Annotated in this window: 18 protein-coding genes; 15 read left to right on the top strand and 3 right to left on the bottom strand. The window is 62.7% G+C overall.

Annotated elements, in window-relative coordinates; genetic code table 11:
- Window positions 1-489: 489 nt before the first annotated feature.
- Window positions 490-1,359 carry a DUF3047 domain-containing protein gene (locus PCA31118_RS26390; protein ID WP_150627888.1) on the top strand — a complete coding sequence of 290 codons (870 nt, stop codon included), beginning with the start codon at window positions 490-492 and terminating at the stop codon, window positions 1,357-1,359.
- 85 nt (window positions 1,360-1,444) lie between these two features.
- Here the strand turns inward: PCA31118_RS26390 and PCA31118_RS26385 are convergent, their stop codons facing one another.
- Window positions 1,445-2,641 carry a M20 aminoacylase family protein gene (locus PCA31118_RS26385; protein WP_150627892.1) on the bottom strand — a complete coding sequence of 399 codons (1,197 nt, stop codon included), beginning with the start codon at window positions 2,639-2,641 and terminating at the stop codon, window positions 1,445-1,447.
- A gap of 211 nt (window positions 2,642-2,852) precedes the next feature.
- On the opposite strand from PCA31118_RS26385, the gene PCA31118_RS26380 reads away from it, so the two are divergent.
- Window positions 2,853-4,928: a molybdopterin-containing oxidoreductase family protein gene (locus tag PCA31118_RS26380; RefSeq protein ID WP_150627887.1), complete on the top strand. Its 2,076-nt coding sequence runs from the start codon at window positions 2,853-2,855 to the stop codon at window positions 4,926-4,928.
- A 65-nt stretch (window positions 4,929-4,993) separates the two neighbouring features.
- On the top strand, window positions 4,994-6,103 hold the full coding sequence (locus PCA31118_RS26375; protein ID WP_425495408.1) for an aminopeptidase: 1,110 nt from the start codon (window positions 4,994-4,996) through the stop codon (window positions 6,101-6,103).
- A 20-nt stretch (window positions 6,104-6,123) separates the two neighbouring features.
- Here PCA31118_RS26375 and PCA31118_RS26370 read toward each other — a convergent pair whose 3' ends face one another.
- Together PCA31118_RS26370 and PCA31118_RS26365 are read right to left on the bottom strand one after the other, a co-directional pair.
- Window positions 6,124-6,603, bottom strand: a complete 480-nt coding sequence (locus PCA31118_RS26370) for a MarR family winged helix-turn-helix transcriptional regulator (protein WP_150627886.1) — start codon at window positions 6,601-6,603, stop codon at window positions 6,124-6,126.
- A gap of 184 nt (window positions 6,604-6,787) precedes the next feature.
- On the bottom strand, window positions 6,788-7,945 hold the full coding sequence (locus PCA31118_RS26365; RefSeq protein WP_150627885.1) for a porin: 1,158 nt from the start codon (window positions 7,943-7,945) through the stop codon (window positions 6,788-6,790).
- A gap of 318 nt (window positions 7,946-8,263) precedes the next feature.
- Here PCA31118_RS26365 and coq7 point away from each other — a divergent pair, with 318 nt between their 5' ends.
- From coq7 to murC, 12 genes are all read left to right on the top strand, one after another.
- Window positions 8,264-8,911: a 2-polyprenyl-3-methyl-6-methoxy-1,4-benzoquinone monooxygenase gene (coq7, locus tag PCA31118_RS26360; protein WP_150627884.1), complete on the top strand. Its 648-nt coding sequence runs from the start codon at window positions 8,264-8,266 to the stop codon at window positions 8,909-8,911.
- Window positions 8,912-9,330: 419 nt separating this feature from the next.
- Complete coding sequence (gene mraZ, locus PCA31118_RS26355) at window positions 9,331-9,759, top strand: division/cell wall cluster transcriptional repressor MraZ (protein WP_010806918.1); 429 nt, start codon at window positions 9,331-9,333, stop codon at window positions 9,757-9,759.
- 22 nt (window positions 9,760-9,781) lie between these two features.
- Window positions 9,782-10,735, top strand: a complete 954-nt coding sequence (gene rsmH, locus PCA31118_RS26350; RefSeq protein ID WP_425495407.1) for a 16S rRNA (cytosine(1402)-N(4))-methyltransferase RsmH — start codon at window positions 9,782-9,784, stop codon at window positions 10,733-10,735.
- Window positions 10,732-11,076, top strand: a complete 345-nt coding sequence (ftsL, locus tag PCA31118_RS26345; protein ID WP_044457168.1) for a cell division protein FtsL — start codon at window positions 10,732-10,734, stop codon at window positions 11,074-11,076. The genes rsmH and ftsL overlap by 4 nt, the downstream gene beginning before the upstream one ends.
- Complete coding sequence (locus tag PCA31118_RS26340) at window positions 11,073-12,848, top strand: peptidoglycan D,D-transpeptidase FtsI family protein (protein WP_150627883.1); 1,776 nt, start codon at window positions 11,073-11,075, stop codon at window positions 12,846-12,848. The genes ftsL and PCA31118_RS26340 overlap by 4 nt, the downstream gene beginning before the upstream one ends.
- Window positions 12,849-12,880: 32 nt before the next feature.
- Window positions 12,881-14,428: a UDP-N-acetylmuramoyl-L-alanyl-D-glutamate--2,6-diaminopimelate ligase gene (locus PCA31118_RS26335; protein WP_150627889.1), complete on the top strand. Its 1,548-nt coding sequence runs from the start codon at window positions 12,881-12,883 to the stop codon at window positions 14,426-14,428.
- On the top strand, window positions 14,425-15,876 hold the full coding sequence (locus tag PCA31118_RS26330) for a UDP-N-acetylmuramoyl-tripeptide--D-alanyl-D-alanine ligase (protein WP_150627882.1): 1,452 nt from the start codon (window positions 14,425-14,427) through the stop codon (window positions 15,874-15,876). The genes PCA31118_RS26335 and PCA31118_RS26330 overlap by 4 nt, the downstream gene beginning before the upstream one ends.
- Before the next feature lie 15 nt (window positions 15,877-15,891).
- A complete protein-coding gene (gene mraY / locus PCA31118_RS26325; RefSeq protein WP_044457166.1) occupies window positions 15,892-17,061 on the top strand; it encodes a phospho-N-acetylmuramoyl-pentapeptide-transferase in 1,170 nt (389 codons plus the stop codon).
- A gap of 201 nt (window positions 17,062-17,262) precedes the next feature.
- On the top strand, window positions 17,263-18,795 hold the full coding sequence (gene murD / locus PCA31118_RS26320; RefSeq protein ID WP_150627881.1) for a UDP-N-acetylmuramoyl-L-alanine--D-glutamate ligase: 1,533 nt from the start codon (window positions 17,263-17,265) through the stop codon (window positions 18,793-18,795).
- Entirely contained in the window at window positions 18,792-20,060 is a 1,269-nt protein-coding gene (gene ftsW, locus PCA31118_RS26315; RefSeq protein WP_150627880.1) for a putative lipid II flippase FtsW, read from the top strand. The genes murD and ftsW overlap by 4 nt, the downstream gene beginning before the upstream one ends.
- Window positions 20,057-21,160 (top strand): undecaprenyldiphospho-muramoylpentapeptide beta-N-acetylglucosaminyltransferase, encoded by a 1,104-nt coding sequence (murG, locus tag PCA31118_RS26310; RefSeq protein ID WP_150627879.1) that lies wholly within the window; start codon window positions 20,057-20,059, stop codon window positions 21,158-21,160. The genes ftsW and murG overlap by 4 nt, the downstream gene beginning before the upstream one ends.
- A 1-nt stretch (window position 21,161) precedes the next feature.
- The gene (gene murC / locus PCA31118_RS26305) at window positions 21,162-22,571 is read left to right on the top strand and encodes a UDP-N-acetylmuramate--L-alanine ligase (protein WP_150627878.1); all 1,410 of its coding nucleotides are present in this window, start codon (window positions 21,162-21,164) and stop codon (window positions 22,569-22,571) included.

Genomic DNA, 22,571 nt, shown 5'->3' with positions numbered 1-22,571 from the left:
TGAAAGTAGGTAATCGTCAGGTTCCCCTTAAAAACCCCTTGCTACCCAGTAGCGAGGGGTTTTTGCTTTTGGGCGGGCTTTTGTGCGTGCTTTGCGTAATTCGCACTTCCACCTGCAACCGGCGCCAAGCTTGGTCTCGCGCTCACTCGCAGCGTAGCGGTACTCCTGTGCTTCCGGTCGGGCCTCTCCGTTCCTGCGTTCGTCGGCCACTGCCGCATTCACGCCACTCCAGTCCATCGCATGGCGCGTGCATTGGGAACGCTATAAGTCCTGAGGCTCGGTTGGCGCCAGGTTGATCCTCGTAGCTACCCCGTCATTGGTTTCTCCGCACGATAGCTTCGCATCGAGCTAGAGGCCGACCCTTGCGACGCCGGGGCCTTTTCCTCCGCCGCGCTTGAGCACCTCGAATAGTGTTGCATTGGCATCACGAAGTGAAATCCCCGGTAGATCGGCGGTCGATTTCTCGCTTAGCATTCCGCCACGGGGTTAGTGGTAGTTCGGGGAGTGAAACAAGTGGTGAGACGGTATTGGAAAGAGCGCGCTACTCGATGGCGTGTAGGTGCGACGGTTTGCGTGAGCGGGGCCATCGTGCTTTGGGGACTCAGTGGATGCACGTCTTTGGGGTCGTCACCGACGCCACAAGCAGAATCTCTGGCGTCCACGTCCCATGGAGAGATCGCGCCACTCTCCGCTCCCGTTGATGCTCAAGGGCTTCCACCCCATTGGGAAACCTATCTCGTCACACGCAATAAGCGACTGACACGCTATGAGCAAACCGCTGACGGAGACGGTATCGCTGTGGTCCGCGCGACAGTGCAGGGATCTGCCTCGGGACTAGCGCAGAAACTCGATATTCCGGTCTACCCAGGGGCCAGGCTGACATGGCGTTGGCGAGCGGATGCCTTGCCTACCAACGCCGACATCCGCACCAAACGGTCCGACGATGCCCCCGTGCGCATAGCGCTCGCCTTCGACGGCGATCCCGCGAAATTGTCCATGCAGGACCATATGCATCGCGAGTTGGCCCGCATGGTGAGCGGGCGCGAGTTGCCCTTCGCTACGCTGATGTACACATGGGGCGATGACAAATTAGCGACCAACGAACTGGTTCCAAATCCTTATACGGGGCGCATTCGATCCATCGTTGTCGAGCGCGGTAGCCAACATTTGGGCACTTGGCAGACGTATTCTCGTGATATCGCGAAGGATTACGAGAGGGCGTTCGGTGAGCGTCCCGGGCGCCTGATTGGCATCGCCATCATGAGCGATGGCGACAACACGCAGTCCGACTTCATTGCATGGTACGGGGACATTCGTCTGGATACGGATGGTATTCCCACGACAACCGCAGCCAAGTAGCGCGACACCCACGTTGAAAAGAAAAAGCCGGCGACTTGAAATCGCCGGCTCTTTGCTTGTTACCGAATCTCAGTGAGGTTGGTGATTACTTGTTTCGCTCGAAATACGTTTCGACGAGCTTGACCCAGTAAGTCCCCCCGAGCGGCAGCAAGTCATCGTTGAAATCGTAGCTGGCGTTATGAAGGTTACAGGGACCAAGGCCATGGCCAATGTCACGATGTGCCCCGTCCCCATTGCCGATAAAGACGTACGCGCCCGGCTTTTCGAGCAGCATGAACGAGAAGTCCTCGGCTCCCATCGTCGGCTCAACCTTGTCGTTGACGTTCTCGTCGCTCACGATCTGGCGCATCACGTCGGCGCACAGTGCAGCCATCGCGGGCTCATTAATGGTTGGCGGATAGTTGCGCTGGAATTCGATTTCCGCCGAGCATCCGAGGCCCTTGGCGACGAACTCCGAGATTTCGCGAAGTCGGCTCTCGATCAGGTCAAGGACTTCGATGGAGAAAGTGCGAATCGTGCCGCCAAGCCATGCGACGTCGGGCACCACGTTAGTCGTGTCACCGGCATGGATTTGGGTAATGGAGAGCACCGCCGCGTCAATGGGGCGCTTGTTGCGGGTAATGATGCTCTGCAGCGCCTGTGCAACCTGAACGGCAGCAATGACAGGATCGATCCCGGCGTTAGGAATGCCCGCATGGGTACCCTTGCCCCGGATCGTAATCTTGAACTCGTTGCTGGACGCCATCATGGGGCCGGGCGTTACGGCAAACGTGCCGGTCGGTACACCCGGCCAGTTGTGCATGCCGAACACCGCGTCCATCGGGAAGCGCGTGAACAGGCCGTCCTTGATCATTTCGCGCGCGCCACCACCACCTTCCTCTGCGGGCTGGAAAATCAGATAGACGGTGCCGTCGAAATTGCGATGCTTCTGAAGGTATTGCGCCGCAGCGAGCAGCATGGCGGTGTGACCGTCATGTCCGCAGGCGTGCATTTTGCCTTCATGCTTGGAGGCGTGTTCGAACGTATTGGCCTCATGGATGGGCAAGGCGTCCATATCGGCGCGCAGACCGATAGCGCGGTTGCTGCTGCCATTCTTGATGATGCCGACAACGCCCGTCGTGCCAAGGCCTCGGTGAATGGGGATTCCCCATTGGGTCAAGGTTTCCGCGACAACATCGGACGTGCGTTTCTCTTCGAAGCAGAGTTCCGGATGTGCGTGAATGTCACGTCGAATGGTCTGAATTTCGCCGCGGGCGGCGTCGATTTCTGGGATGAGCTTCATGACGGGTTCCTGCTGAGCGCAATGGCTCATCTTACCCCGAATGGTTAGGTCTGGCACCTTACCCGGAATTGTCCGAACGGCGGGTCGGACAAGGCCGAAAAATGGCCGAATGCCCCGTGCGACGGGGCAGTGCCCGGATGAACGTAATACAATATCGCCAGCGTCCCAACGTTGTGCGGCGCGGTAATCCGGTAGAGAGAGGAGTAGTTTGATGACGACCAATACCCACGTCGTTCGGGCCGCATGTCCGCATGACTGCCCCGATACGTGTGCACTGCATGTGACGGTGGAGAATGGCGTCGCGATCAAGGTGCAGGGGGACCCTGACCACCCGACGACCAATGGTGTCTTGTGTACGAAAGTCTCTCGCTATACCGAGCGGACCTACCACCCTGATCGCTTGTTGCATCCGCTCAAGCGGGTCGGTCCCAAGGGCAGTGGTCAATTCGTTCGTGTCAGTTGGGACGAAGCCCTCGATGAGATCGCGTCGCGGCTCGGCGCTATTGCGGCACGGGAGCCGGAGGCGATTCTGCCCTACAGCTATGCCGGCACGATGGGATTCGTCCAAGGCGAGTCGATGGCCGCACGTTTCTTCAACAAGATCGGGGCCTCCGATCTCGATCGCACCATCTGCGCAAGCGCAGGCGCGGCGGGCATGCGATACACCTACGGCGCCGGCGTCGGCATGCACGTCGAGCATTTTGCCGACAGCAAACTGATCCTGATCTGGGGGAGCAACCCCATCACGTCGAGCGTGCATTTCTGGGCCATCGCGCAGGAGGCAAAGCGCCGGGGCGCGAAGCTGATCGCCATCGATCCCTATCGCTCGCTCACCGCCGAAAAGTGCCATCAGCACATTGCGCTGTTGCCCGGCACGGACGCCGCGCTCGCGCTGGGCATGATGCACGTCCTCATCAACGAAGATCTGGTCGATCACGAATACATCGCGCGACATACGATCGGCTACAACGAGCTCAAAGAGCGCGTGAGAGGGTACACGCCCGCGCGCGTCGCAGAGATTTGTGGCATTACGAAGGACACTGTCGTGAACCTGGCTCGCGAGTACGCGAGTGCGAAGCCGGCAGCGATCCGACTGAACTACGGGATGCAGCGTGCCAAAGGCGGTGGTCAGGCTACGCGTGCGGTGGCGTGCCTACCGGCGCTCATCGGCGCGTGGCGGGATCCGGCGGGCGGATTGCTGATGTCGTCGTCCGGCTATGCACCGGTGGACGTGCTGGCTCAGGCGCGTCCCGACCTTCGCCCACGACAGGACCGCGCGCCGCGATTGGTCAACATGAGCGCGATCGGAGATGCGCTGTGCCACCCGGGCGACGAAACATTCGGTCCCAAAATCGAGGCGCTGGTGGTGTACAACAGCAATCCGGTGGCTGTCGCGCCGGAATCCGGCAAGGTCGCAAGCGGTTTCGGTCGTGAGGATCTCTTTACGGTGGTGCTGGAGCATTTCCAGACGGACACAGCGGATTATGCGGACTTCGTGCTTCCCGCGACGACCCAGCTCGAACACCTCGACATTCATAAGGCTTACGGCCACACCTATTTGCTGGCGAACAACCCTGCGATTGCACCGCTCGGCGAGGCGAAACCGAATTCCGAAATATTCCGACTGCTAGCCAAGCGTATGGGGTGGCAGGACGCCTGCTTCTCCGACACCGACGACGAATTGGCGGCGCAATCGATTCGCTGGAGCGACCCGCGCATGGCCGGAAGCGATTGGGAGACGCTCAAGCGCAACGGGTGGATTCGCTACGATCTGCCGGAAGCGCCGTTTGCCAATGGCCAGTTCTATACGCCGTCCGGCAAGTGCGAGTTTTACTCCGAGCGAATGTTGCAAGAAGGTTTCGACCCGCTGCCGGATTGGGTGCCACCGTATGAGTCGGTCGCCAGCAATCCACAGTTGGCATCGCGCTACCCGTTGGCCATGATTTCGCCGCCGGCCCGTAACTTCCTGAATTCGAGCTTCGTCAACGTCGACAGTCTGCGCGCGTCGGTCGGTGAACCGACGTTGGATATTCATCCGTCGGATGCCGTCACACGAGGCATTGCGGATGGCGATGAGGTACGCATTTTCAATGATCGTGGCACGTTGAACGCCAAGGCGCGCATCACGGACAAGGCGCGTGAGGGTGTTGTCGTCGGCCTGTCGATCTGGTGGAAGAAGCTGGCGCCGGATGGGAAGAATGCCAACGAAGTCACAAGCCAGAACCTCACCGACCTTGGGCGCGCCCCGACTTTCTACGATTGCCTGGTGGAGGTCGCGCCGGTTTGAGATCGGGCGCTGTTCGTCTGCTGCCCCGGAGGAGCCTGACCATGTCGATGGCGTTTTTGATGCGCATGCGCCAGACGTGGTGCACGATTGGCATCATCGTCGCGTGCGGTATGGGGCTTGCACTCTCGGGCTGCGGACAGGTCGGCTATTACGCTCAGTCGATTAACGGGCATTTTACGGTCTTGCATGCGGCAAAGCCGGTGTCCGATCTGGTGACTGACCCGGCAATTGACCCTCGCCTTCGCACGCGGCTGATCGAGGCTGAGCAAATCCGAAGCTATGCGGTCTCGGTGCTGGGCGAGCCCGACAATGGGAGCTACCGTAGCTACGCCGACCTGAAGCGACCATTCGTCGTCTACAACGTCTTTGCCGCCCCGGCGCTATCGCTGAAACTCCACGAGTCTTGTCTTCTTGTCGTCGGATGCGTTGAGTACCGCGGCTATTACTCTCGCGAATCGGCCGAGGCTTATGCCGCAGCGTTGCATCGGGAGGGCTGGGAAACCTTCGTGGCGGGCATTCCCGCATACTCGACGCTGGGCTATTTCGATGACCCGCTCTTAAACACGTTCATCTATCTCCCGCGGGCCGAGGTGGCACGCATGATCTTCCATGAGCTCGCGCATCAGATACTGTTCGTCCGCGGAGATACGGCGTTCAATGAGTCCTTCGCCGTGACAGTGGAAACCGTGGGCGTGCGCCGCTGGCTGACCGCACACCCGGATGCCGCGATCGAATATGAGCGCTACGATTCGCACCGTCGCGAGTTTCGGAAGTTGGTGGATGGGTATCGGGAGCGTCTCGAATTGCTGTACGGGGGCTCGGCGCCTGATGCCCAAAAGCTGGCGAGCAAGGAAGCCTTGTTCGCTCGCATGCGTGCCGACTATGAGGCGTTGAAGGCATCGTGGGGCGGCTACAGAGGATTCGATGTATGGTTTGCCAGCGATCTGAACAACGCCAAGATCGGATCTTTCGCCACCTACAACCAATGGGTGCCGGCGTTCATGGCGCTGCTGGCGCAGAAGGAAGACGACTTGCCCTCGTTCTACGCGGCGGTCAAGGCGATGTCGAAGCGACCGGAGCCCGAGCGTAACGAGATGCTGACTGCGCTGGACGCGACGCCCGAAGCGGCCGCAGCACGGGGCCTGCTGGATGCGCCGGCACGAGCGAGTCGTTAGGTCGTGTGAGATGCCCCCTGTCAGGCAATTACCGCCTTCAAATCCCCGAGTAACAGATAAAGCTGGTGCCGCTGTTCCTCCGGCAATCTGCCCAGGCGCTGCTCGATCCATTCCTCGTGGGAGCGCGCCATGTTGGAAAAGGCCTTTTTCCCGCGCGGCGTGAGCTTGATCAGGAAAGCGCGCCGGTCGTTGACGACGGTTTCGCGCGTCACCCAACCCTCTTTTTCCAGTTGATCGGTAATGCCGGTGACGTTTCCGCCGGTGACCATCATCCGTTTGCTCAACTCGCCCATCTTGAGCCCTTCGGGATGTCGATCCAGCTGCGCAAGCAAGTCAAAGCGCGGCAGCGTGCAGTCGAACTCCTGACGCAGGCGCGAGCGGATATCCGTCTCGATCAGGTTGGCGCACGTAAGCAGACGCAGCCAGAGACGCAGGGCGTCATGCTCGCGGTCGTGCGCTCGCGTTTCGAGATCGAGAGAGTCGGATTCGGCGAGGCTCATGGTCAGCGAGAGAGAAATTTACAATGTGGAAATTTTAGGTTTGAAATAAACGCGCGGTCAAGCTAGGGGCGACACGAGGCCGTCGCTCTCGCGGGAGTCTCTGTTTCGAAAGGCTTCGAGCTAACAAAAAAAGGGCACCCGAAGGTGCCCTTTCGTCAAAGCCTAAGTGACAGAAACTGTCAGCTTAGAACTTGTGACGGATACCGGCCGTAACAGCGAACTGGTTCGTGCTGTTCGAGAAGCCCAGGCCGTTCAACGATGCGCCGCCAGGAGCGTCGTTGTTGGCGTGTTGCCACAGACCAACCAGGTACGTGTCCGTGCGCTTCGACAGGAAGTAGTCGACGCCCAGGTTGACTTGGTGGTACTTCGGCGACACGCTGCTGCCCGTCAGGTTAAGCGTCGACCACGTGTACGTGTACGATGCGCCCAGTTGCAGAGCCGGGGTCAGCATGTACTTGGCGTTCAGTTCGGCGTTGTCGAACTTCCAGCTGCCGCCACCGATGTACTGGTACACGCTGTGAGCGTAGACCAGACCCACCGTTGCCGGACCGAAGGCGTACGAACCGCCTGCCGATGCGATCCATGCCTTGTCGCTGGCAACTGCGCCGCCGAGCGTCATCGGGGTCGTAGCATCGCCGCCGTTGTTGATCACGCCGCTGGCGTTGCTAGCCGGCGAACCGAGGTACAAGTAGCCTGCGCCGAACGACACCGGGCCGTTAGCGTAGCCCAGACCGAACGAGTAAGCACGGTTGTTGGCGAAGCCCGAACCGGTCGAACCGTTGTTAGCCGAGTTCGAGAAGCCATACATACCGCCGGCGCTGAAGCCGTTGTAGTTGACCGTCGTGTACTTGACCGAGTTGTTGACGCGGAACGAGTTGTTCAGGTTGTCGTTGTCGAACGGGTGAGCACCCGCGAACGTCGACCACTGGCTACCCGAAGCGTACGGACCAACGAAGTCAACCACGGAGTCGTACTGACGACCGATGGTCAGCGTACCAGCCGTTGCGCTGCTCAGACCAACGTAGGCTTGACGACCGAACATACGGCCGTTCTGGCCCAGCGTGCCCGAACCCAGGTTGAAGCCGTTTTCCAAGACGAAGATCGCCTTCAGGCCGCCACCGAGGTCTTCAGCACCCTTCAGGCCCCAACGCGAACCTTGCAGGTTGCCGTTGGCGAACTGGAAGTTCTTCGAGGTGTTGCCCGTGCCGGCCAGGTTACCACCGGTCTTGCTGACGTATTGCAGGCCAGCGTCGATGATACCGTACAGGGTCACGCTGCTTTGTGCGTGAGCAGCGCCAGCGAATGCGCCGAGCACACCCAGAGCGAGAAGCGACTTTTTCATTGAGTGATCTCCAAAGGATTGTGAGATTTGTTTAACAAGGTCACTAGTGATAACGTCCTTGCTAATCAACTTCGCGAGAAGTTGGACGTAATGTAACAAATTCACTTTGGGCGGCAAAGGAAAAGGCCGGTTTTACGCGGGTTTGCGACGGGTTTTGTTTCGTTTACGCAACATCGTGGAAACCGGCGTCTGGCGGGGATTTCGCGCGTTTGCGCCCGCGCAAGGCGCGCCGGATAAAGGGGCGTATCATCGGCGGCAGACGCGAACGAATCGTCCAACGTTCCACATAGTGAAAGATTGAAGCGAGTTGAAAGTACGATGTTCTCCGACAGCCTGATTTCCGAACTTGACCGTGGCCTGCGTGCAATCGCGGGGGTTACGCAAGCTTCCCGTCCGACGCCTACCCCCGTAACCGCTACGAATAGTGACGCCCCCATCGCGGATGACGCACTGACGTCAGAGGAGCGTCGCCACGTGGCTGGCCTGATGCGGGTCAATCATGTCGGCGAGGTCTGTGCGCAGGCGTTGTATCAGGCACAGAAACTGGCCACGAAGCGCCCGGAGCTGCGACGTGCCTTCGAGCATGCCGGGAAGGAAGAAGAGGACCACCTGGCATGGACGGCGCACCGCCTGTCCGAACTGGGCTCGCGCCCGAGCCTGCTCAATCCGCTGTGGTACGCCGGCGCGTTTGCGATCGGCTTTGTCGCCGGGAAGTGCGGCGACAAAGTGAGCCTCGGCTTCATGTCGGAGACGGAGCGCCAGGTGGAGCACCATCTGGATAGTCATCTGGACGAACTGCCGCCGCACGATTTGCGCTCGCGCGCCATCGTCGATCAAATGCGCGTCGACGAGATCGAGCACGGTCAGGCTGCACGCGACGCCGGTGGCGTCGAATTGCCGGTCCCCGTACAGCGCGTGATGCGCGCTGCCGCCAAAGTCATGACGACGACGGCCTACTATATATAGTGTGTTCGGAACGTCCCCCCGAAAGACCCCCTACCTCCTGAGTCGACATCCTCGCGTTTCACGTCACGGCCAACGACGGCGTCGTTTTGGCTCGGCGTGAGCGCGCACTACCCGGTATCGATAGTGATGGCGGGCCTCCCGCGAGGCGATGCCTGAAATATGAGGTTCCACTTTCACTATCGCACTTATGTCTTTAATTTTCCTGACAAAATTCCGTTTTCTCGCTTTAGGAAAGTGAGCTAAGTCATTGTTCTGTCTACCAAATTCCCTTCGAAAAACGGGCGAAACGCTTGACCGGCCATACACTCTCCTCTAAAGTGGGAAATAGTGTGAGAAAGTGTATTTTTGTGTGGCGTAGGGCACAAAATCTTTCTCTTTCGGCATGACGGGCAGGCGGACGAAACCTCACGGGAGCGCACGTGTTTCAGGGAGCCTCGGCACTTTCACTGGATGCAAAGGGACGGATGTCGATTCCGGCCCGGCACCGTGACGTGCTTCAGGGCGACGCTGAAGGCAAGGTGACGATCACCAAGCACCCGGATGGATGTCTGTTGCTGTTCCCGCGTCCCGAATGGGAGATCTTCCGCGGCAAGATCGCCGCACTGCCGATGGACGCGCACTGGTGGCGACGCATTTTTCTGGGCAATGCGGCCGATGTCGAGATGGATTCGGCGGGCCGTGTCCTGGTGGCGCCGGAGTTGCGTGCGGCCGCGGGCATGGACAAGGAAGTCATGCTGCTGGGCATGGGCAGTCATTTCGAACTCTGGGATGCCGCGACATATGCCGCCAAGGAACAGGCGGCGATGGCGCAGGGCATGCCGGAGGCACTGAAGAACTTCACTTTTTGACAGATCAGGTGGTCCGACGAGCATGGCGCAAGCGGTGGAAACGGTAATGCAGCACCGCACGGTCCTGCTGGAGGAGGCCGTGGATGCCTTGCTGTGGCGCGACGATGGCGTATACGTCGACGGCACGTTCGGCCGCGGCGGGCACAGTCGCAGGCTGCTCGAACGGCTGGGCCCGAAGGGCAGACTGATCGCGTTCGACAAGGACCCTCAAGCGATCGCGGAGGCGGCAAAGATTGCCGATCCGCGATTTTCGATTGAGCACGACAGCTTCGCGACGTTGCGCGAAGCGATGGCCCGGCAAGGCATTGAGAAGGTGTCGGGCGTTTTGCTGGACCTGGGCGTTTCGTCGCCGCAGTTCGACGACCCCGCGCGCGGATTCAGTTTCCGTTTCGACGGCCCGCTCGACATGCGCATGGATCCCACGCGCGGCGAGTCGGCCGCCGACTGGCTGGCTCGGGCAACGCTGGAAGAAATGACGGAGGTCATCAAGGACTATGGGGAAGAACGGTTTGCTTTTCAGATTGCAAAGGCGCTTGTTGCTCGCCGGGCAGACGCCGACCGCCTCGGGCCTCTCGTCAGTACACGCGAGCTTGCCTCGATCGTGGCGGGCGCCGTCAAGACCCGTGAGAAGGGCAAGGACCCGGCAACACGTACCTTTCAGGCTTTACGGATTCACGTCAATCAAGAGCTTGCGGACTTGCAGATAGCACTGGATGTGGCGGCCGATGTCCTCGAAACGGGAGGCAGACTCGTGGCGATCAGCTTTCATTCGCTGGAAGACCGTATCGTGAAGCGCTTCATGCAAGCGCGCTCGAGCGCACCGGCGGTGGATCGCCGCGTGCCTTTGCGCGCCCACGAAATTCCCGAGCCGCCGTTCAAAGCCAGCCGGAAGATCAAGCCGTCGGACGCCGAGATCGAAGCGAACCCGCGTTCGCGCTCGGCAATCATGCGTGTGATGGAGCGGGTGTCGTCATGAGCCGGCTCAATATCCTCCTGCTCGCGCTGCTCATCGGCTGCGCGCTCTCTCTGATCAATGCGCAGTACCGCGCACGTGGCACGTTCGTCGAACTGAACCGTGAGCAGGCGCTCGAGCATCAGTTGCTGCAGGACTGGGATCGTCTGCAGTACGAGCAGAGCGCCCAGAGCAAGAGCGCCCGTATCGAGAGCGTGGCGCGCAGCGACCTGAAGATGCAGGCCGTCTCGCCGGGTCGCACGCAGTACCTGTCCGCCCCCGCCGGTGGTTCCGGTGCCATGGTTGATGTGCCGGTGCCCACGGCGAGCGCTGCGTCGGCCCCTGCGAGCGGAGGCAAGCGATGATTCGCCGCAAAGACGCCAAGGCCAAGACCAAGGATGTGCAGTTCTCTGCCAGCCCGGTCCTGTCCGTGCGTCTGCCGATGTGGCGCTCCAAGATGCTCGTCTTCGTGATCTTCGGTGCCTTCGCATCGCTGGTCGCGCGCGCATTCTGGATTCAGGGGCCGGGCAATGCCTTCTATCAGCGTCAGGGCGAGAGCCGTTACGAACGCACACTGGAGATGTCCGCCACGCGCGGCAAAGTGTTCGACCGTAACGGGCAGGTGCTTGCCACCAGTCTGCCGGTCAAGGCCATCTGGGCGATTCCGGAAGACGTGCCCGACGACGTCTCGGCCGAGCAGGTGCGCAAGCTGGCCCGACTGCTCGAGATGAGCGAGCCGGATCTGCGTCGCAAATTCAACCAGGAAAAGAGCTTCGTCTATGTGAAGCGGCAAGTCTTGCCCGATGTGGCCAAGCAGGTCGCGGAACTCGATATTCCCGGCGTGTATCAGCGCAAGGAATACAAGCGCTTCTACCCCGAGGGCGAAATCGCCGCGCATGTGGTCGGGTTCACGAACGTCGAGGATATTGGCCAGGAAGGTGTCGAGCTTTCGATGCAGAAGGACCTGGCCGCTACACCGGGTAGCCGTCGCGTGATCAAGGATCGTCTTGGTCGTGTGGTCGAGGACCTCGACATCCTGGCGCAGCCGCGCGACGGCCACGACATCACACTCTCGATCGACAGCAAGATCCAGTTCCTCGCCTACAGCGAACTCAAGGACGCCATCGAGCGCACCGGGGCGAAGGCGGGCAGCGCCGTGGTGCTCGACGTGCGCACGGGCGAAGTGCTCGCGCTCGTCAACTTGCCGACGTACAACCCGAACAACCGGACGAATCTGACAGGCGCGCAGTTGCGCAATCGCGTCATTACCGACACCTTCGAGCCCGGCTCGATCATGAAGCCGATCACCATTGCGGCGGCCATCGAAAACGGCTACGTGAAGCCGACGTCGACGGTGATGACCACGGGGCGTGCCAACTTCTTCGGCGCGAACATTACCGACACGCACGATTACGGCTTGTTGACCGTGGCCGGCGTTATTCAGAAGTCGAGCAACATCGGCACCGCCAAGATTGCGTTGCAGATGAAGCCGCAGGAAATGTGGGACATGTTCACCAGCGTCGGTCTGGGGCAGGCGCCGAAGCTCGGTTTCCCGGGCGCGGTGGCGGGACGTCTGCGCCCGGCCAAAAGTTGGCGTCCGATCGAGCAGGCGACGATGGGGTACGGCTACGGCCTGTCGGCGTCGCTGATTCAGTTGGCCCGTGCGTACACCGTCTTCGCGCATGACGGCGAATTGCTCCCGATCTCCATCTACAAGACAGACGGCAGTGTGGTGAAGGGAACGCAGGTGATCTCGCCCGCGACCGCTCGCGAAGTGCGCAAGATGCTCGAAATGGTGACGTCGCCGGGCGGCACCGCCACGCGCGCGCAGGTCATCGGCTATCGCGTCGGCGGCAAGACCGGTACGGCGTACAAGCAATCGGGCCGCGGATACGACAAGAGCAAGTACCGCGCGTCGTTCGTCGGCATGGCGCCGATGTCCGAGCCGCGCATCATCGTGGCCGTCACGCTCGATGAGCCGGGCCGCGGATCGCACTACGGTGGTGTCGCCGCGGGCCCGGTGTTCGCGTCGATCGTGGGTGGCACGCTGCGTGCATTGAACGTGGTGCCGGATTCGCCGGTGACCAAGCTGGTCGTGAGCGACAAGGTGGAGGAGAGCGAGCCATGGGCACCGTGACGCCGACGCCGCAAAATCCCGCCACGTTCGCGATGATCGCGGATGCCGCCGATCGCGCCACGCTCGCGCAGACATGGGACTGGCTGCGCCGCACGGTGCCGGCCACGGCAACGCTGCATGCCGACAGCCGTCGCGTCGCGCCGGGGGATGTGTTCGTCGCCTACGCGGTCAAGGGCGCCGATAGCCGGGGCTTCATTGCGGACGCCGTGGAACGTGGCGCCGCCGCCGTGCTCTGGCAGACGGACGACTTCACGTGGCCTGCGTCGCTCAGCAGTCTGGCCAGCGTGCCGCAGTTCGGCGTGCCGCGCCTGGACTGGCTGGCGGGTCCGCTGGCGGCGCTGTGGTACGGCGAGCCGAGTGTCGGTATGACGATGCTCGGTGTGACGGGCACCAACGGCAAGACCTCATGCAGCCAATGGCTGGCGCAATTGCTGACCAGAACGAATGTGCGCAGTGCCGTGATCGGTACGCTGGGCAGCGGATTCCCGGGGCATCTCACGGTGACGGGGTTTACGACGCCCGACGCCGTCCAGCTCCAGCACAGCCTGGACGATCTGCGCGCGCAGGGCGCAGCGGCGATCGCGATGGAAGTGTCATCGCACGGTCTGTACCAGGGCCGGGTCAACGGCGTCGCGTTCGACGTCGCCATTTTCACCAATCTGACGCAGGACCACCTCGACTACCACGGCACGATGGCCGAATACGAGGCGGCCAAGGCGCGCCTGTTCGACTGGCCGGGGTTGAAGGCTGCGGTCATCAATCGCGACGACGCGATGGGGCAACGTTTGCTCGCGCATCTGGCGGGCAAGACGCCGGTCATCGCGGTCTTCGAATACGGCCTTCACGGCAGCGCCACGTCATCGCACGGCAACCGTGTGTTGCGCGCCGAGGATATTCGCGCGACGACTTCCGGTACGCGTTTCACGCTGCATATCGACGACCGGAGTCAGCAGGTCACGGTGCCGTTGATCGGTGAGTTCAACATCAGCAACGCGCTGGCCGTGCTGGGCGCGGCGCTTGCCGCCGGTGTTGCGCAGGACGCCGCCATCGCCGGCCTCGCCACGCTCGAACCCGTCTCCGGTCGCATGGAGCAGATCGGGCAGCCGGGGCAGCCTCTGGTGGTCATCGACTACGCCCACACGCCCGACGCGCTGGATAAGACGCTTGCCGCGTTGCGCCCGGTGACCGAGGCGCGCGGCGGCAAGCTCGTGTGCGTGTTCGGCTGCGGTGGCGATCGCGATGCGGGCAAACGTCCGCAAATGGGCGCGGTTGCCGAGCGGCTGGCCGATGCCGTGGTGCTCACGAGCGACAACCCGCGCACCGAGGTGCCGGCCGACATCATGGCGCAGATTGCCGCCGGTCTGACCCGGCCCGACGCGGCACGTCGCATCGAGGATCGCGCCAGCGCGATTCTTCAGGCCGTGCGCGGGGCGCAGCCGGCGGACGTTGTGCTGGTTGCGGGCAAAGGGCACGAAAGTACACAGGAAATCATGGGCAAGAAGCGGCCGTTCTCCGACCAGGAGCACGCGCGTCTGGCGCTCGCTGCACGTGCGACGACGGTGCGCGGAGGTGGCGAATGACGCAAACGATCATGTGGCAACTGAGCGACGCCAACGCCGCCGTGGCCGACTCGCAGGTGCTGGGCGCGCCGTCGACGGCGTTCTCGCGAATCGTGACGGACAGCCGCTCGGTCCAGCCCGGCGATCTTTTCGTGGCGCTCAAGGGTGAGCGTTTTGATGCGCACGACTTCCTGCCCGATGTGGCGCGCGCCGGCGCAGCCGCCGTGGTGGCGACGCACGTGCCGGAAGGCTTCGCAACGCCGGCGCTTATCGTGCCTGACACGCGCATCGCGCTGGGCGAGATGGCTGCGGCATGGCGTCGCCGCTTTGCCATTCCCGTGGTGGCGGTGACCGGCAGCAACGGCAAAACGACCGTCAAGGAAATGATCTCGGCCATCTTTGCCGAGGCGGTGGGCGCGCAGGCGCGTCTGGCGACGGCGGGCAACTTCAACAACGACATCGGTCTGCCGCTGACGGTGTTTCGTCTGAAAGACGGCGACAAGCTGGCCGTGCTCGAACTCGGCATGAACCATCCGGGCGAGACGGCATACCTCGCGAAGATCGCGCAGCCGACGGTGGCCGTCATCAATAACGCGCAGCGCGAACACCAGGAATTCATGGTGAGCGTGGCCGCCGTGGCCGAAGAGCATTCCGCCGTGCTGGCGGCGCTGTCCGACGACGGCGTGGCCGTTTTTCCCGCAGACAGCGAATTCGCACCGATGTGGCGCGAAGTCGCGAATCAGCAGACGAATCAGCAGACGAATCAGCAGACGAATAAGCGCCGCGTGCTCGACTTCGCGCTGGACGCGCGCGCGGCCGTGTCGGGCCGTTACGACGTGGCGACCCGCGTACTGCGCGTGGCCTCGCCTGCCGGCGAGTTTTCGCTCACGTTGCCGTTGCTCGGAGAGCACAACGCGCGCAATGCACTGGCGGCGATTGCCTGCGCCTTGGGCGCCCATGTCGATATCGGCTCGATCGTGCGGGCACTCGAAGCGTTTTCCGCCGTCAAAGGCCGTCTCCAGGTGTCCACGCTTTCGAAGGGACCGCTGGCAGGTGTCACGTTGATCGACGACACCTATAATGCGAACCCCGATTCCGTACGGGCCGCAATCGACGTACTCGCGCAAACGCCTGCACCGCGCGTTCTGGTGTTGGGCGACATGGGCGAAGTCGGCGACAACGGGCCCGCATTTCATCGCGAGGTGGGCGAATACGCCGCACAGCGCGGTATCGATCGTCTGCTGGCCCTGGGCGAGCAGACGCCGGCGAGCGTTGCCGCTTTCGGCGACGGCGGCGAACATTTTTCGGATGTGACCGATGTGGCGCCACTTGTGGCGGCGTTGAACGCCACCTTGAGTGCGCCTGCGACGGTGTTGGTGAAGGGAAGCCGCTTCATGCGGATGGAGCGCGTGCTCGACCAATTGCGCGCGACGAGTGAAGGCGGGGGCGGCGACGCCCCGGCCAAGTGATAAAGGATTGATGGAATGCTGCTGACGTTAGCGCAATGGCTGCAAGCGGATGCGAGCTATTTGCGCGTGTTCAACTACCTGACGTTTCGGGCCGTGATGGCAAGCCTCACGGCGCTGGTGATCGGGCTCTCGTTCGGGCCGATGGTCATTCGCAAGCTCGCCGAAATGAAGGTGGGACAAGCGGTGCGTACCGACGGCCCGCAGACCCACCTGGTGAAGTCGGGTACGCCCACGATGGGCGGCGTGCTGATCCTGATCGGCATTACCGTCGCCACGCTGCTCTGGGCGGATCTGAGCAATCGTTTCATCTGGATCGTGCTGCTCGTCACGCTGGGTTTCGGCATCATCGGCTGGATCGACGACTACCGGAAGGTGGTCTACAAGGACCCGCGCGGCATGTCGTCGCGCGAAAAGTATTTCTGGCAGTCGATCATCGGCCTGTTCGCGGCGATTTATCTGGCGTTCTCGGTCTCGGAGACGAGCAACCTCAAGGTGTTCGAGTTGTTCATCAGCTGGGTGCGCAACGGTTTCCCGCTCGATCTGCCGCCGAAGGCGGACTTCATCGTGCCGTTTTTCAAGACGATGAGCTACCCGCTGGGCGTGTTCGGCTTCATCGCGCTCACTTACTTTGTCATCGTAGGCTCGTCCAACGCCGTTAACCTCACCGACGGTCTCGATGGGCTGGTGATCATGCCGGTTGTGCTCGTCGGCGCGGCACTCGGCGTGTTCGCCTATGTCATGGGCAACGTCGTCTACTCGAAGTATCTGTTGTTCCCCCACATTCCGGGCGCGGGCGAGTTGCTCGTGTTCTGTTCGGCGATGTCGGGCGCCGGGCTCGCGTTCCTCTGGTTCAACACGCACCCGGCGCAGGTCTTCATGGGCGACGTGGGGGCACTGGCACTCGGCGGCGCGCTCGGCACGGTGGCTGTCATCGTGCGTCAGGAAGTCGTGCTCTTCGTGATGGGCGGTGTGTTCGTCGCCGAAACGATTTCCGTGATGTTGCAGGTGACCTGGTTCAAGTACACCAAGAAGCGATTCGGCGAAGGGCGGCGCATCTTCAAGATGGCGCCGCTGCATCACCACTTCGAATTGTCGGGATGGAAGGAAACGCAGGTGGTGGTTCGCTTCTGGATCATCACGCTGATGCTGGTGCTCATCGGCCTGTCGACGCTGAAGCTGCGTTGACGACGCGACACGTACACGGCAGGCAAGGCACGTAAAAGACGGGACAGCGACGTCGCAGAGATGCGAAGTCGCTGTCGCGCAAAGTTGGACGCAGGCAAGGTTGGACTAAAGGTAAGGCCGCTCGCGCCGATAGCAGGAGATCGGTGTCGTTGAAGCGATGCATTCGTAGGTTGTTTGAATCGATTAAAAGGAAAGAGCGACGTGTTCGGCGAGAAGTTTGGTGAATCCTGGCAACCGCGTGTCCTGATCCTGGGTCTGGGAGAGTCCGGCCTGGCGATGGCGCGTTGGTGCGCGCGTTACGGCTGCCGAGTGCGCGCGGCCGACACGCGCTTTGCGTCGTCGGAGACACCGCCGAACGTTGCGACCCTGCGCGCGGAAGCGCCACAGGCGGAGTTTGTCGGCGGGGCGTTTGCGGACCAGATCGACGCATTGCTCGCCGACATCGAGCTCATCGGTATCAGCCCCGGCCTGTCGCCGCTGGCCGAGGACGTGGCGGCGCTGCTGGCGGTGGCCGCCGAGCGTGGCATTCCGGTGTGGGGCGAAATCGAGTTCTTCGCACAGGCGCTGCGTCACATGCAGTCGACGAGCGGATACGCGCCGAAGGTGCTCGCCATTACCGGCACGAACGGCAAGACCACGACCACGAGCCTGACCGGGCTGCTGTGCCGTCGCGCCGGAAAGCGCACGGCGGTGGCCGGCAATATCAGTCCGACCGCGCTCGACCGTCTCAGCGAATGCATCGCCGATGCCTCGCTGCCCGACGTCTGGGTACTCGAACTCTCCAGCTTCCAGTTGGAGACGACGTATTCTCTCGCGCCCGACGCCGCGGCGATTCTCAATATCACTCAGGACCATCTGGATTGGCATGGCGACATGGACGCCTATGTCAACGCCAAGGCGCGCATTTTCGGCGAGCACACGGTGCGCGTGCTCAATCGCGACGATGCCCGCGTGATCGCCTTCGCCTCGCCCGAGGCCAATGTCGTGACCTTCGGCACGGGCAAGCCCGACGCAGTGGGCGACTTCGGGCTCGAGATGGAAGGCGGCATGTCGTGGCTGGTCGAAGGCTTTACGCGCGACGATGCGCCGCCCGCCCCGAAACGCCGCAGCAAGGCCGGCGCGGCAGCCGAAGCGACAGTCGAGGTGTTGGGCAAGCGCCTGATGCCGGCCGACGCGCTGCGCATTCGCGGCCAGCACAACGCGGCGAATGCGCTGGCGGCGCTCGCGCTCACGCGCGCGATCGACCTGCCGCTGGCCAAGCTGCTGCATGGCCTGCGCGAGTATCCGGGCGAGCCGCACCGCGTGCAGCTCGTTGCCACGATCAACGAAGTCGAGTTCTACGACGACAGCAAGGGGACCAACGTCGGTGCGACCGTCGCGGCCATCACCGGGCTGGAGAAGACGCTGCTGCTGATCCTCGGTGGCGACGGCAAGGGACAGGATTTCTCGCCGTTGGCCAACCCGGTGGCGCACCACGCGCGCGCCGTGCTGCTGATCGGCCGCGACGCCCCGCTGCTGCGCGAGGCCCTCACGGATACCGGCGTCGATCTGATCGACGCACCGACACTCGAAGACGCCACGCGCGAGGCCGCGAAACTGGCGCAGCCCGGCGACGCCGTGCTGCTCTCACCGGCCTGCGCGAGCTTCGACATGTTCCGCAACTACGAGCATCGCGCACAAGTGTTTCGCGACACCGTGGTTGATCTGGCCGCCGACGCGGGGGTGATGCTATGAACCGTATCAAGTCGTTCTTCAGCAAGAAGCGTCAGGCCGGCTTCGCCGGTGCGGGCACGGCCACCGCGCCGGGGGCGGCAACGACCGCCGCCAATCGCACGCTGGGCAGTATCAAGCCGACGCGCTCGCGCATGCTCGAATACGATCACGCGCTGGTGTGGGTGGTGATTTCGTTGCTGTCGCTGGGACTGATCATGGTGTACTCGGCATCGGTCGCGCTGCCGGACTCACCGAAGTACAGCGGCTACTCGACCTATCACTTCCTCGGCCGTCACGTGATCTCGCTCACGATCGGGCTGGTCGCGGCAGTGGTCACGTTCCGGATTCCCGTCAAGACGATGGACCGGCTCGCGCCCAAGCTCTTCCTGCTGGCATTGCTGTTGCTGGTGATCGTGCTGATTCCGCACGTGGGCAAAGGGGTGAACGGCTCGAAGCGCTGGATCCCGTTCGGGGTGCTCAACCTGCAGCCGTCGGAAATCATGAAGCTCGCCGTCACGCTGTACGCCGCGAACTACACGGTGCGCAAGCAGGAGTTCATGCAGAGCTTCGGCAAGGGCTTCCTGCCGATGGGCATCGCGGTCGTCTTCGTCGGCATGTTGCTGCTGCTCGAACCGGACATGGGCGCCTTCATGGTCGTGGCCGCCATTGCGATGGGCATTCTGTTCCTCGGCGGTGTGAACGGCCGGTTGTTCGGCGGGCTGGCGCTCACGGCGGTGGGCACGTTTGCGATGCTGATCTGGTTGTCGCCATGGCGTCGGGAGCGCATCTTCGCGTACCTCGATCCGTGGCGCGAAGACTACGCGCTGGGCAAGGCCTACCAACTGACGCACTCGCTGATCGCCTTCGGGCGTGGTGAGTGGACCGGCGTCGGGCTCGGCGGAAGCATCGAAAAACTGCATTACCTGCCCGAAGCGCATACCGACTTCATTCTCGCAGTGATCGGCGAGGAGTTCGGCTTCGTGGGCGTGCTGGTCGTCATCCTGCTGTTCTACTGGCTGGTGCGCCGCGCCTTCGAGATCGGGCGTCAGGCGCTCGCGCTCGAGCGCACCTTCGCCGGCCTGCTCGCCAAGGGGGTGGGCGTGTGGCTGGGTGCGCAGACCTTCATCAACATGGGCGTGAATCTGGGCTTGCTGCCGACCAAGGGGCTGACGCTGCCGCTGGTCAGTTACGGCGGCTCGGGCATCTTGCTCAACTGTGTGGCCGTGGCGATTCTGCTGCGGGTGGATTACGAAAACCGCGTGCTGATGCGGGGAGGAAAAGTATGACCGAGCGCGCTACCGCGATGCCGGCGCCGCAGACGAAGACACGCACGCTGCTGGTCATGGCCGGCGGCACGGGCGGTCACGTCTTCCCGGGGCTCGCGGTCGCCAACTTCCTGCGTGTGCAGGGGTGGCGCGTGGTCTGGCTCGGCAATCCGACCGGCATGGAGGCAACGCTCGTACCGAAGTACGACATTCCCATGGAGTTCGTGAAGTTCGGCGGGCTGCGCGGCAAAGGAATGATGACGAAGCTGCTGCTGCCGCTGAACCTGCTGCGTGCGTTCTGGCAGAGCATCGGCGCAGTGCGCCGCGCCAGGCCGAACGTGGTGCTCGGCATGGGCGGCTACATCACGTTTCCCGCAGGGATGATGGCGTCGCTGCTGGGGCGTCCGCTCGTGCTCCACGAGCAGAACTCGGTGGCCGGCATGGCGAACAAGGTGCTCGCGCGCGTGGCCGACAAGGTGCTGCTCGCCTTCCCCGACACCATTGCAGGCGGGGAGTGGGTCGGTAACCCGATCCGCGCGGACTTCGATGATATGGCGTCGCCTGCCGAGCGCTACAACGCACGCACCGGGCCGCTGCGCATTCTGGTCGTGGGCGGGAGTCTCGGGGCCACGGTGCTCAACGAGATCGTGCCGAAGGCGCTGGCGAAGCTGCCGCGCGAGATGCGCCCGCAAGTCACGCATCAGGCGGGCGTCAAACATATTCAGACGTTGCAGGCGAACTACGCCGCAGCGGGGGTGACGGTCGAGGCAGTGCCGTTCATCGACAACATGGTCGAGGCCTATGCCGGGGCGGATCTGGTGATCTGCCGGGCAGGGGCCATGACGGTGGCCGAAGTGGCCGCAGCCGGCGTGGCGGCGCTGTTTGTGCCGTTCCCGCATGCGGTCGACGACCACCAGACAACGAATGCGCGTTTCCTCGCCGACAAGGGCGCGGCAACGCTGATCGATCAGCGCGAGCTGTCGGTCGAGACCCTGGCCGAGTGGCTGCGCCGTCAGACGCGCGAATCGCTGCTCGCGATGGGAGAGAAAGCCAGGGCGCTCGCCAAGCCGGACGCCACCGAACAAGTGGCGCGCGCGTGCGCGGCTCTGGCCAAGGATTGAAATGAAACACATCGTCAAACATATTCACTTCGTCGGCATTGGCGGCTCGGGCATGAGCGGCATTGCCGAGGTGTTGCTCAACCTGGGATATCAGGTGAGCGGCTCCGATCTCGGCGACAACGCGGTCACGCAGCGTCTCGCCAGCCTTGGCGCGCGCATCGCTCGCGGCCATGCGGCGCAAAACATCGATGGCGCGGACGCCATCGTCGTGTCCACCGCCATCACGGCAGACAACCCCGAAGTGCTCGCGGGACGCGCACGTCAGATTCCCATCGTGCCGCGCGCACTGATGCTCGCGGAACTCATGCGCCTGAAGCAGGGCGTGGCGATTGCGGGCACCCACGGCAAGACCACGACCACGAGTCTCGTGGCAAGCGTGCTGGCGCAGGGTGGACTGGACCCGACGTTCGTGATCGGGGGCCGTCTGAACAGCGCGGGGGCGAACGCGAAACTCGGCACCGGCGACTTCATCGTGGTCGAAGCGGACGAGTCGGATGCCTCGTTCCTGAACCTGAATCCGGTGATCGAAGTCATTACGAACATCGATGCCGACCATATGGATACGTACGGGCATGACTTCGCCCGTCTGAAGCAGTCGTTCGTGGCATTCACGCAGCGTCTGCCGTTCTACGGAATCGCCGTGTTGTGTGTGGACGATCCGAACGTGCGCGAGATTCTGCCGTTCGTCTCGAAGCCGATCGTGCGTTATGGCCTGTCGGAAGACGCGCAGGTCCGCGCCATCGACGTGCGCGCCGATGCGGGGCAGATGCGCTTCACGGTGCTGCGTCAGTTCGGTGCGGGCGCGGCGCCGCTCGACATCACGCTCAATCTGCCGGGCGAGCACAACGTGCGCAACGCACTGGCGGCGATAGCGATCGCGACGGAACTCGAAGTGCCGGACGCTGCCATTCAACAGGCGCTGGCGGAATTTAACGGCGTGGGCCGACGCTTTCAGCGTTATGGCGACATCGCCGTGCCGAAGTCGAACGGCGAAGGCACGTTCACGCTCATCGACGACTACGGCCATCACCCGGTCGAGATGGCGGCCACGCTCTCGGCCGCGCGCGGCGCATTCCCGGGGCGTCGCATCGTGCTGGCTTTCCAGCCGCATCGTTACACGCGCACGCGCGACTGCTTCGAAGACTTCGTGAAGGTGCTCTCGGATGCCGACGCGGTGGTGCTCGGCGAAGTGTATTCGGCCGGTGAGGCACCGATCGTGGCGGCCGACGGCCGCGCACTCGCGCGCGCATTGCGTGTCGCCGGCAAGGTAGAACCCGTATTCGTGGAAGACGTCGCCCAGCTACCCGACGCCATTCTGCAAGTCGCCCGTGCGGGCGACGTCGTTATCACCATGGGTGCCGGCTCCATCGGCGCGGTGCCCGGCAAGTTGCAAGTTCAGCAAGGAGTCTGA

The sequence above is a fragment of the Pandoraea captiosa genome (genome assembly GCF_902459775.1).
GTDB classification, from domain to species: domain Bacteria; phylum Pseudomonadota; class Gammaproteobacteria; order Burkholderiales; family Burkholderiaceae; genus Pandoraea; species Pandoraea captiosa.
The sequence above is the reverse complement of the archived record's forward strand: the minus strand, read 5'-3'. Positions and strand labels throughout refer to the sequence as shown.

Bases quoted from the DNA above. Each gene is read 5' to 3' on its own strand.
- PCA31118_RS26385 (WP_150627892.1), bottom strand. From the start codon at position 2,641: ATGAAGCTCATCCCAGAAATCGACGCCGCCCGCGGCGAAATTCAGACC.
- PCA31118_RS26380 (WP_150627887.1), top strand. From the start codon at position 2,853: ATGACGACCAATACCCACGTCGTTCGGGCCGCATGTCCGCATGACTGC.
- PCA31118_RS26375 (WP_425495408.1), top strand. From the start codon at position 4,994: ATGCGCCAGACGTGGTGCACGATTGGCATCATCGTCGCGTGCGGTATG.
- PCA31118_RS26370 (WP_150627886.1), bottom strand. From the start codon at position 6,603: ATGAGCCTCGCCGAATCCGACTCTCTCGATCTCGAAACGCGAGCGCAC.
- PCA31118_RS26365 (WP_150627885.1), bottom strand. From the start codon at position 7,945: ATGAAAAAGTCGCTTCTCGCTCTGGGTGTGCTCGGCGCATTCGCTGGC.
- coq7 (WP_150627884.1), top strand. From the start codon at position 8,264: ATGTTCTCCGACAGCCTGATTTCCGAACTTGACCGTGGCCTGCGTGCA.
- rsmH (WP_425495407.1), top strand. From the start codon at position 9,782: ATGGCGCAAGCGGTGGAAACGGTAATGCAGCACCGCACGGTCCTGCTG.
- ftsL (WP_044457168.1), top strand. From the start codon at position 10,732: ATGAGCCGGCTCAATATCCTCCTGCTCGCGCTGCTCATCGGCTGCGCG.
- PCA31118_RS26340 (WP_150627883.1), top strand. From the start codon at position 11,073: ATGATTCGCCGCAAAGACGCCAAGGCCAAGACCAAGGATGTGCAGTTC.
- PCA31118_RS26335 (WP_150627889.1), top strand. From the start codon at position 12,881: ATGATCGCGGATGCCGCCGATCGCGCCACGCTCGCGCAGACATGGGAC.
- PCA31118_RS26330 (WP_150627882.1), top strand. From the start codon at position 14,425: ATGACGCAAACGATCATGTGGCAACTGAGCGACGCCAACGCCGCCGTG.
- mraY (WP_044457166.1), top strand. From the start codon at position 15,892: ATGCTGCTGACGTTAGCGCAATGGCTGCAAGCGGATGCGAGCTATTTG.
- ftsW (WP_150627880.1), top strand. From the start codon at position 18,792: ATGAACCGTATCAAGTCGTTCTTCAGCAAGAAGCGTCAGGCCGGCTTC.
- murG (WP_150627879.1), top strand. From the start codon at position 20,057: ATGACCGAGCGCGCTACCGCGATGCCGGCGCCGCAGACGAAGACACGC.
- murC (WP_150627878.1), top strand. From the start codon at position 21,162: ATGAAACACATCGTCAAACATATTCACTTCGTCGGCATTGGCGGCTCG.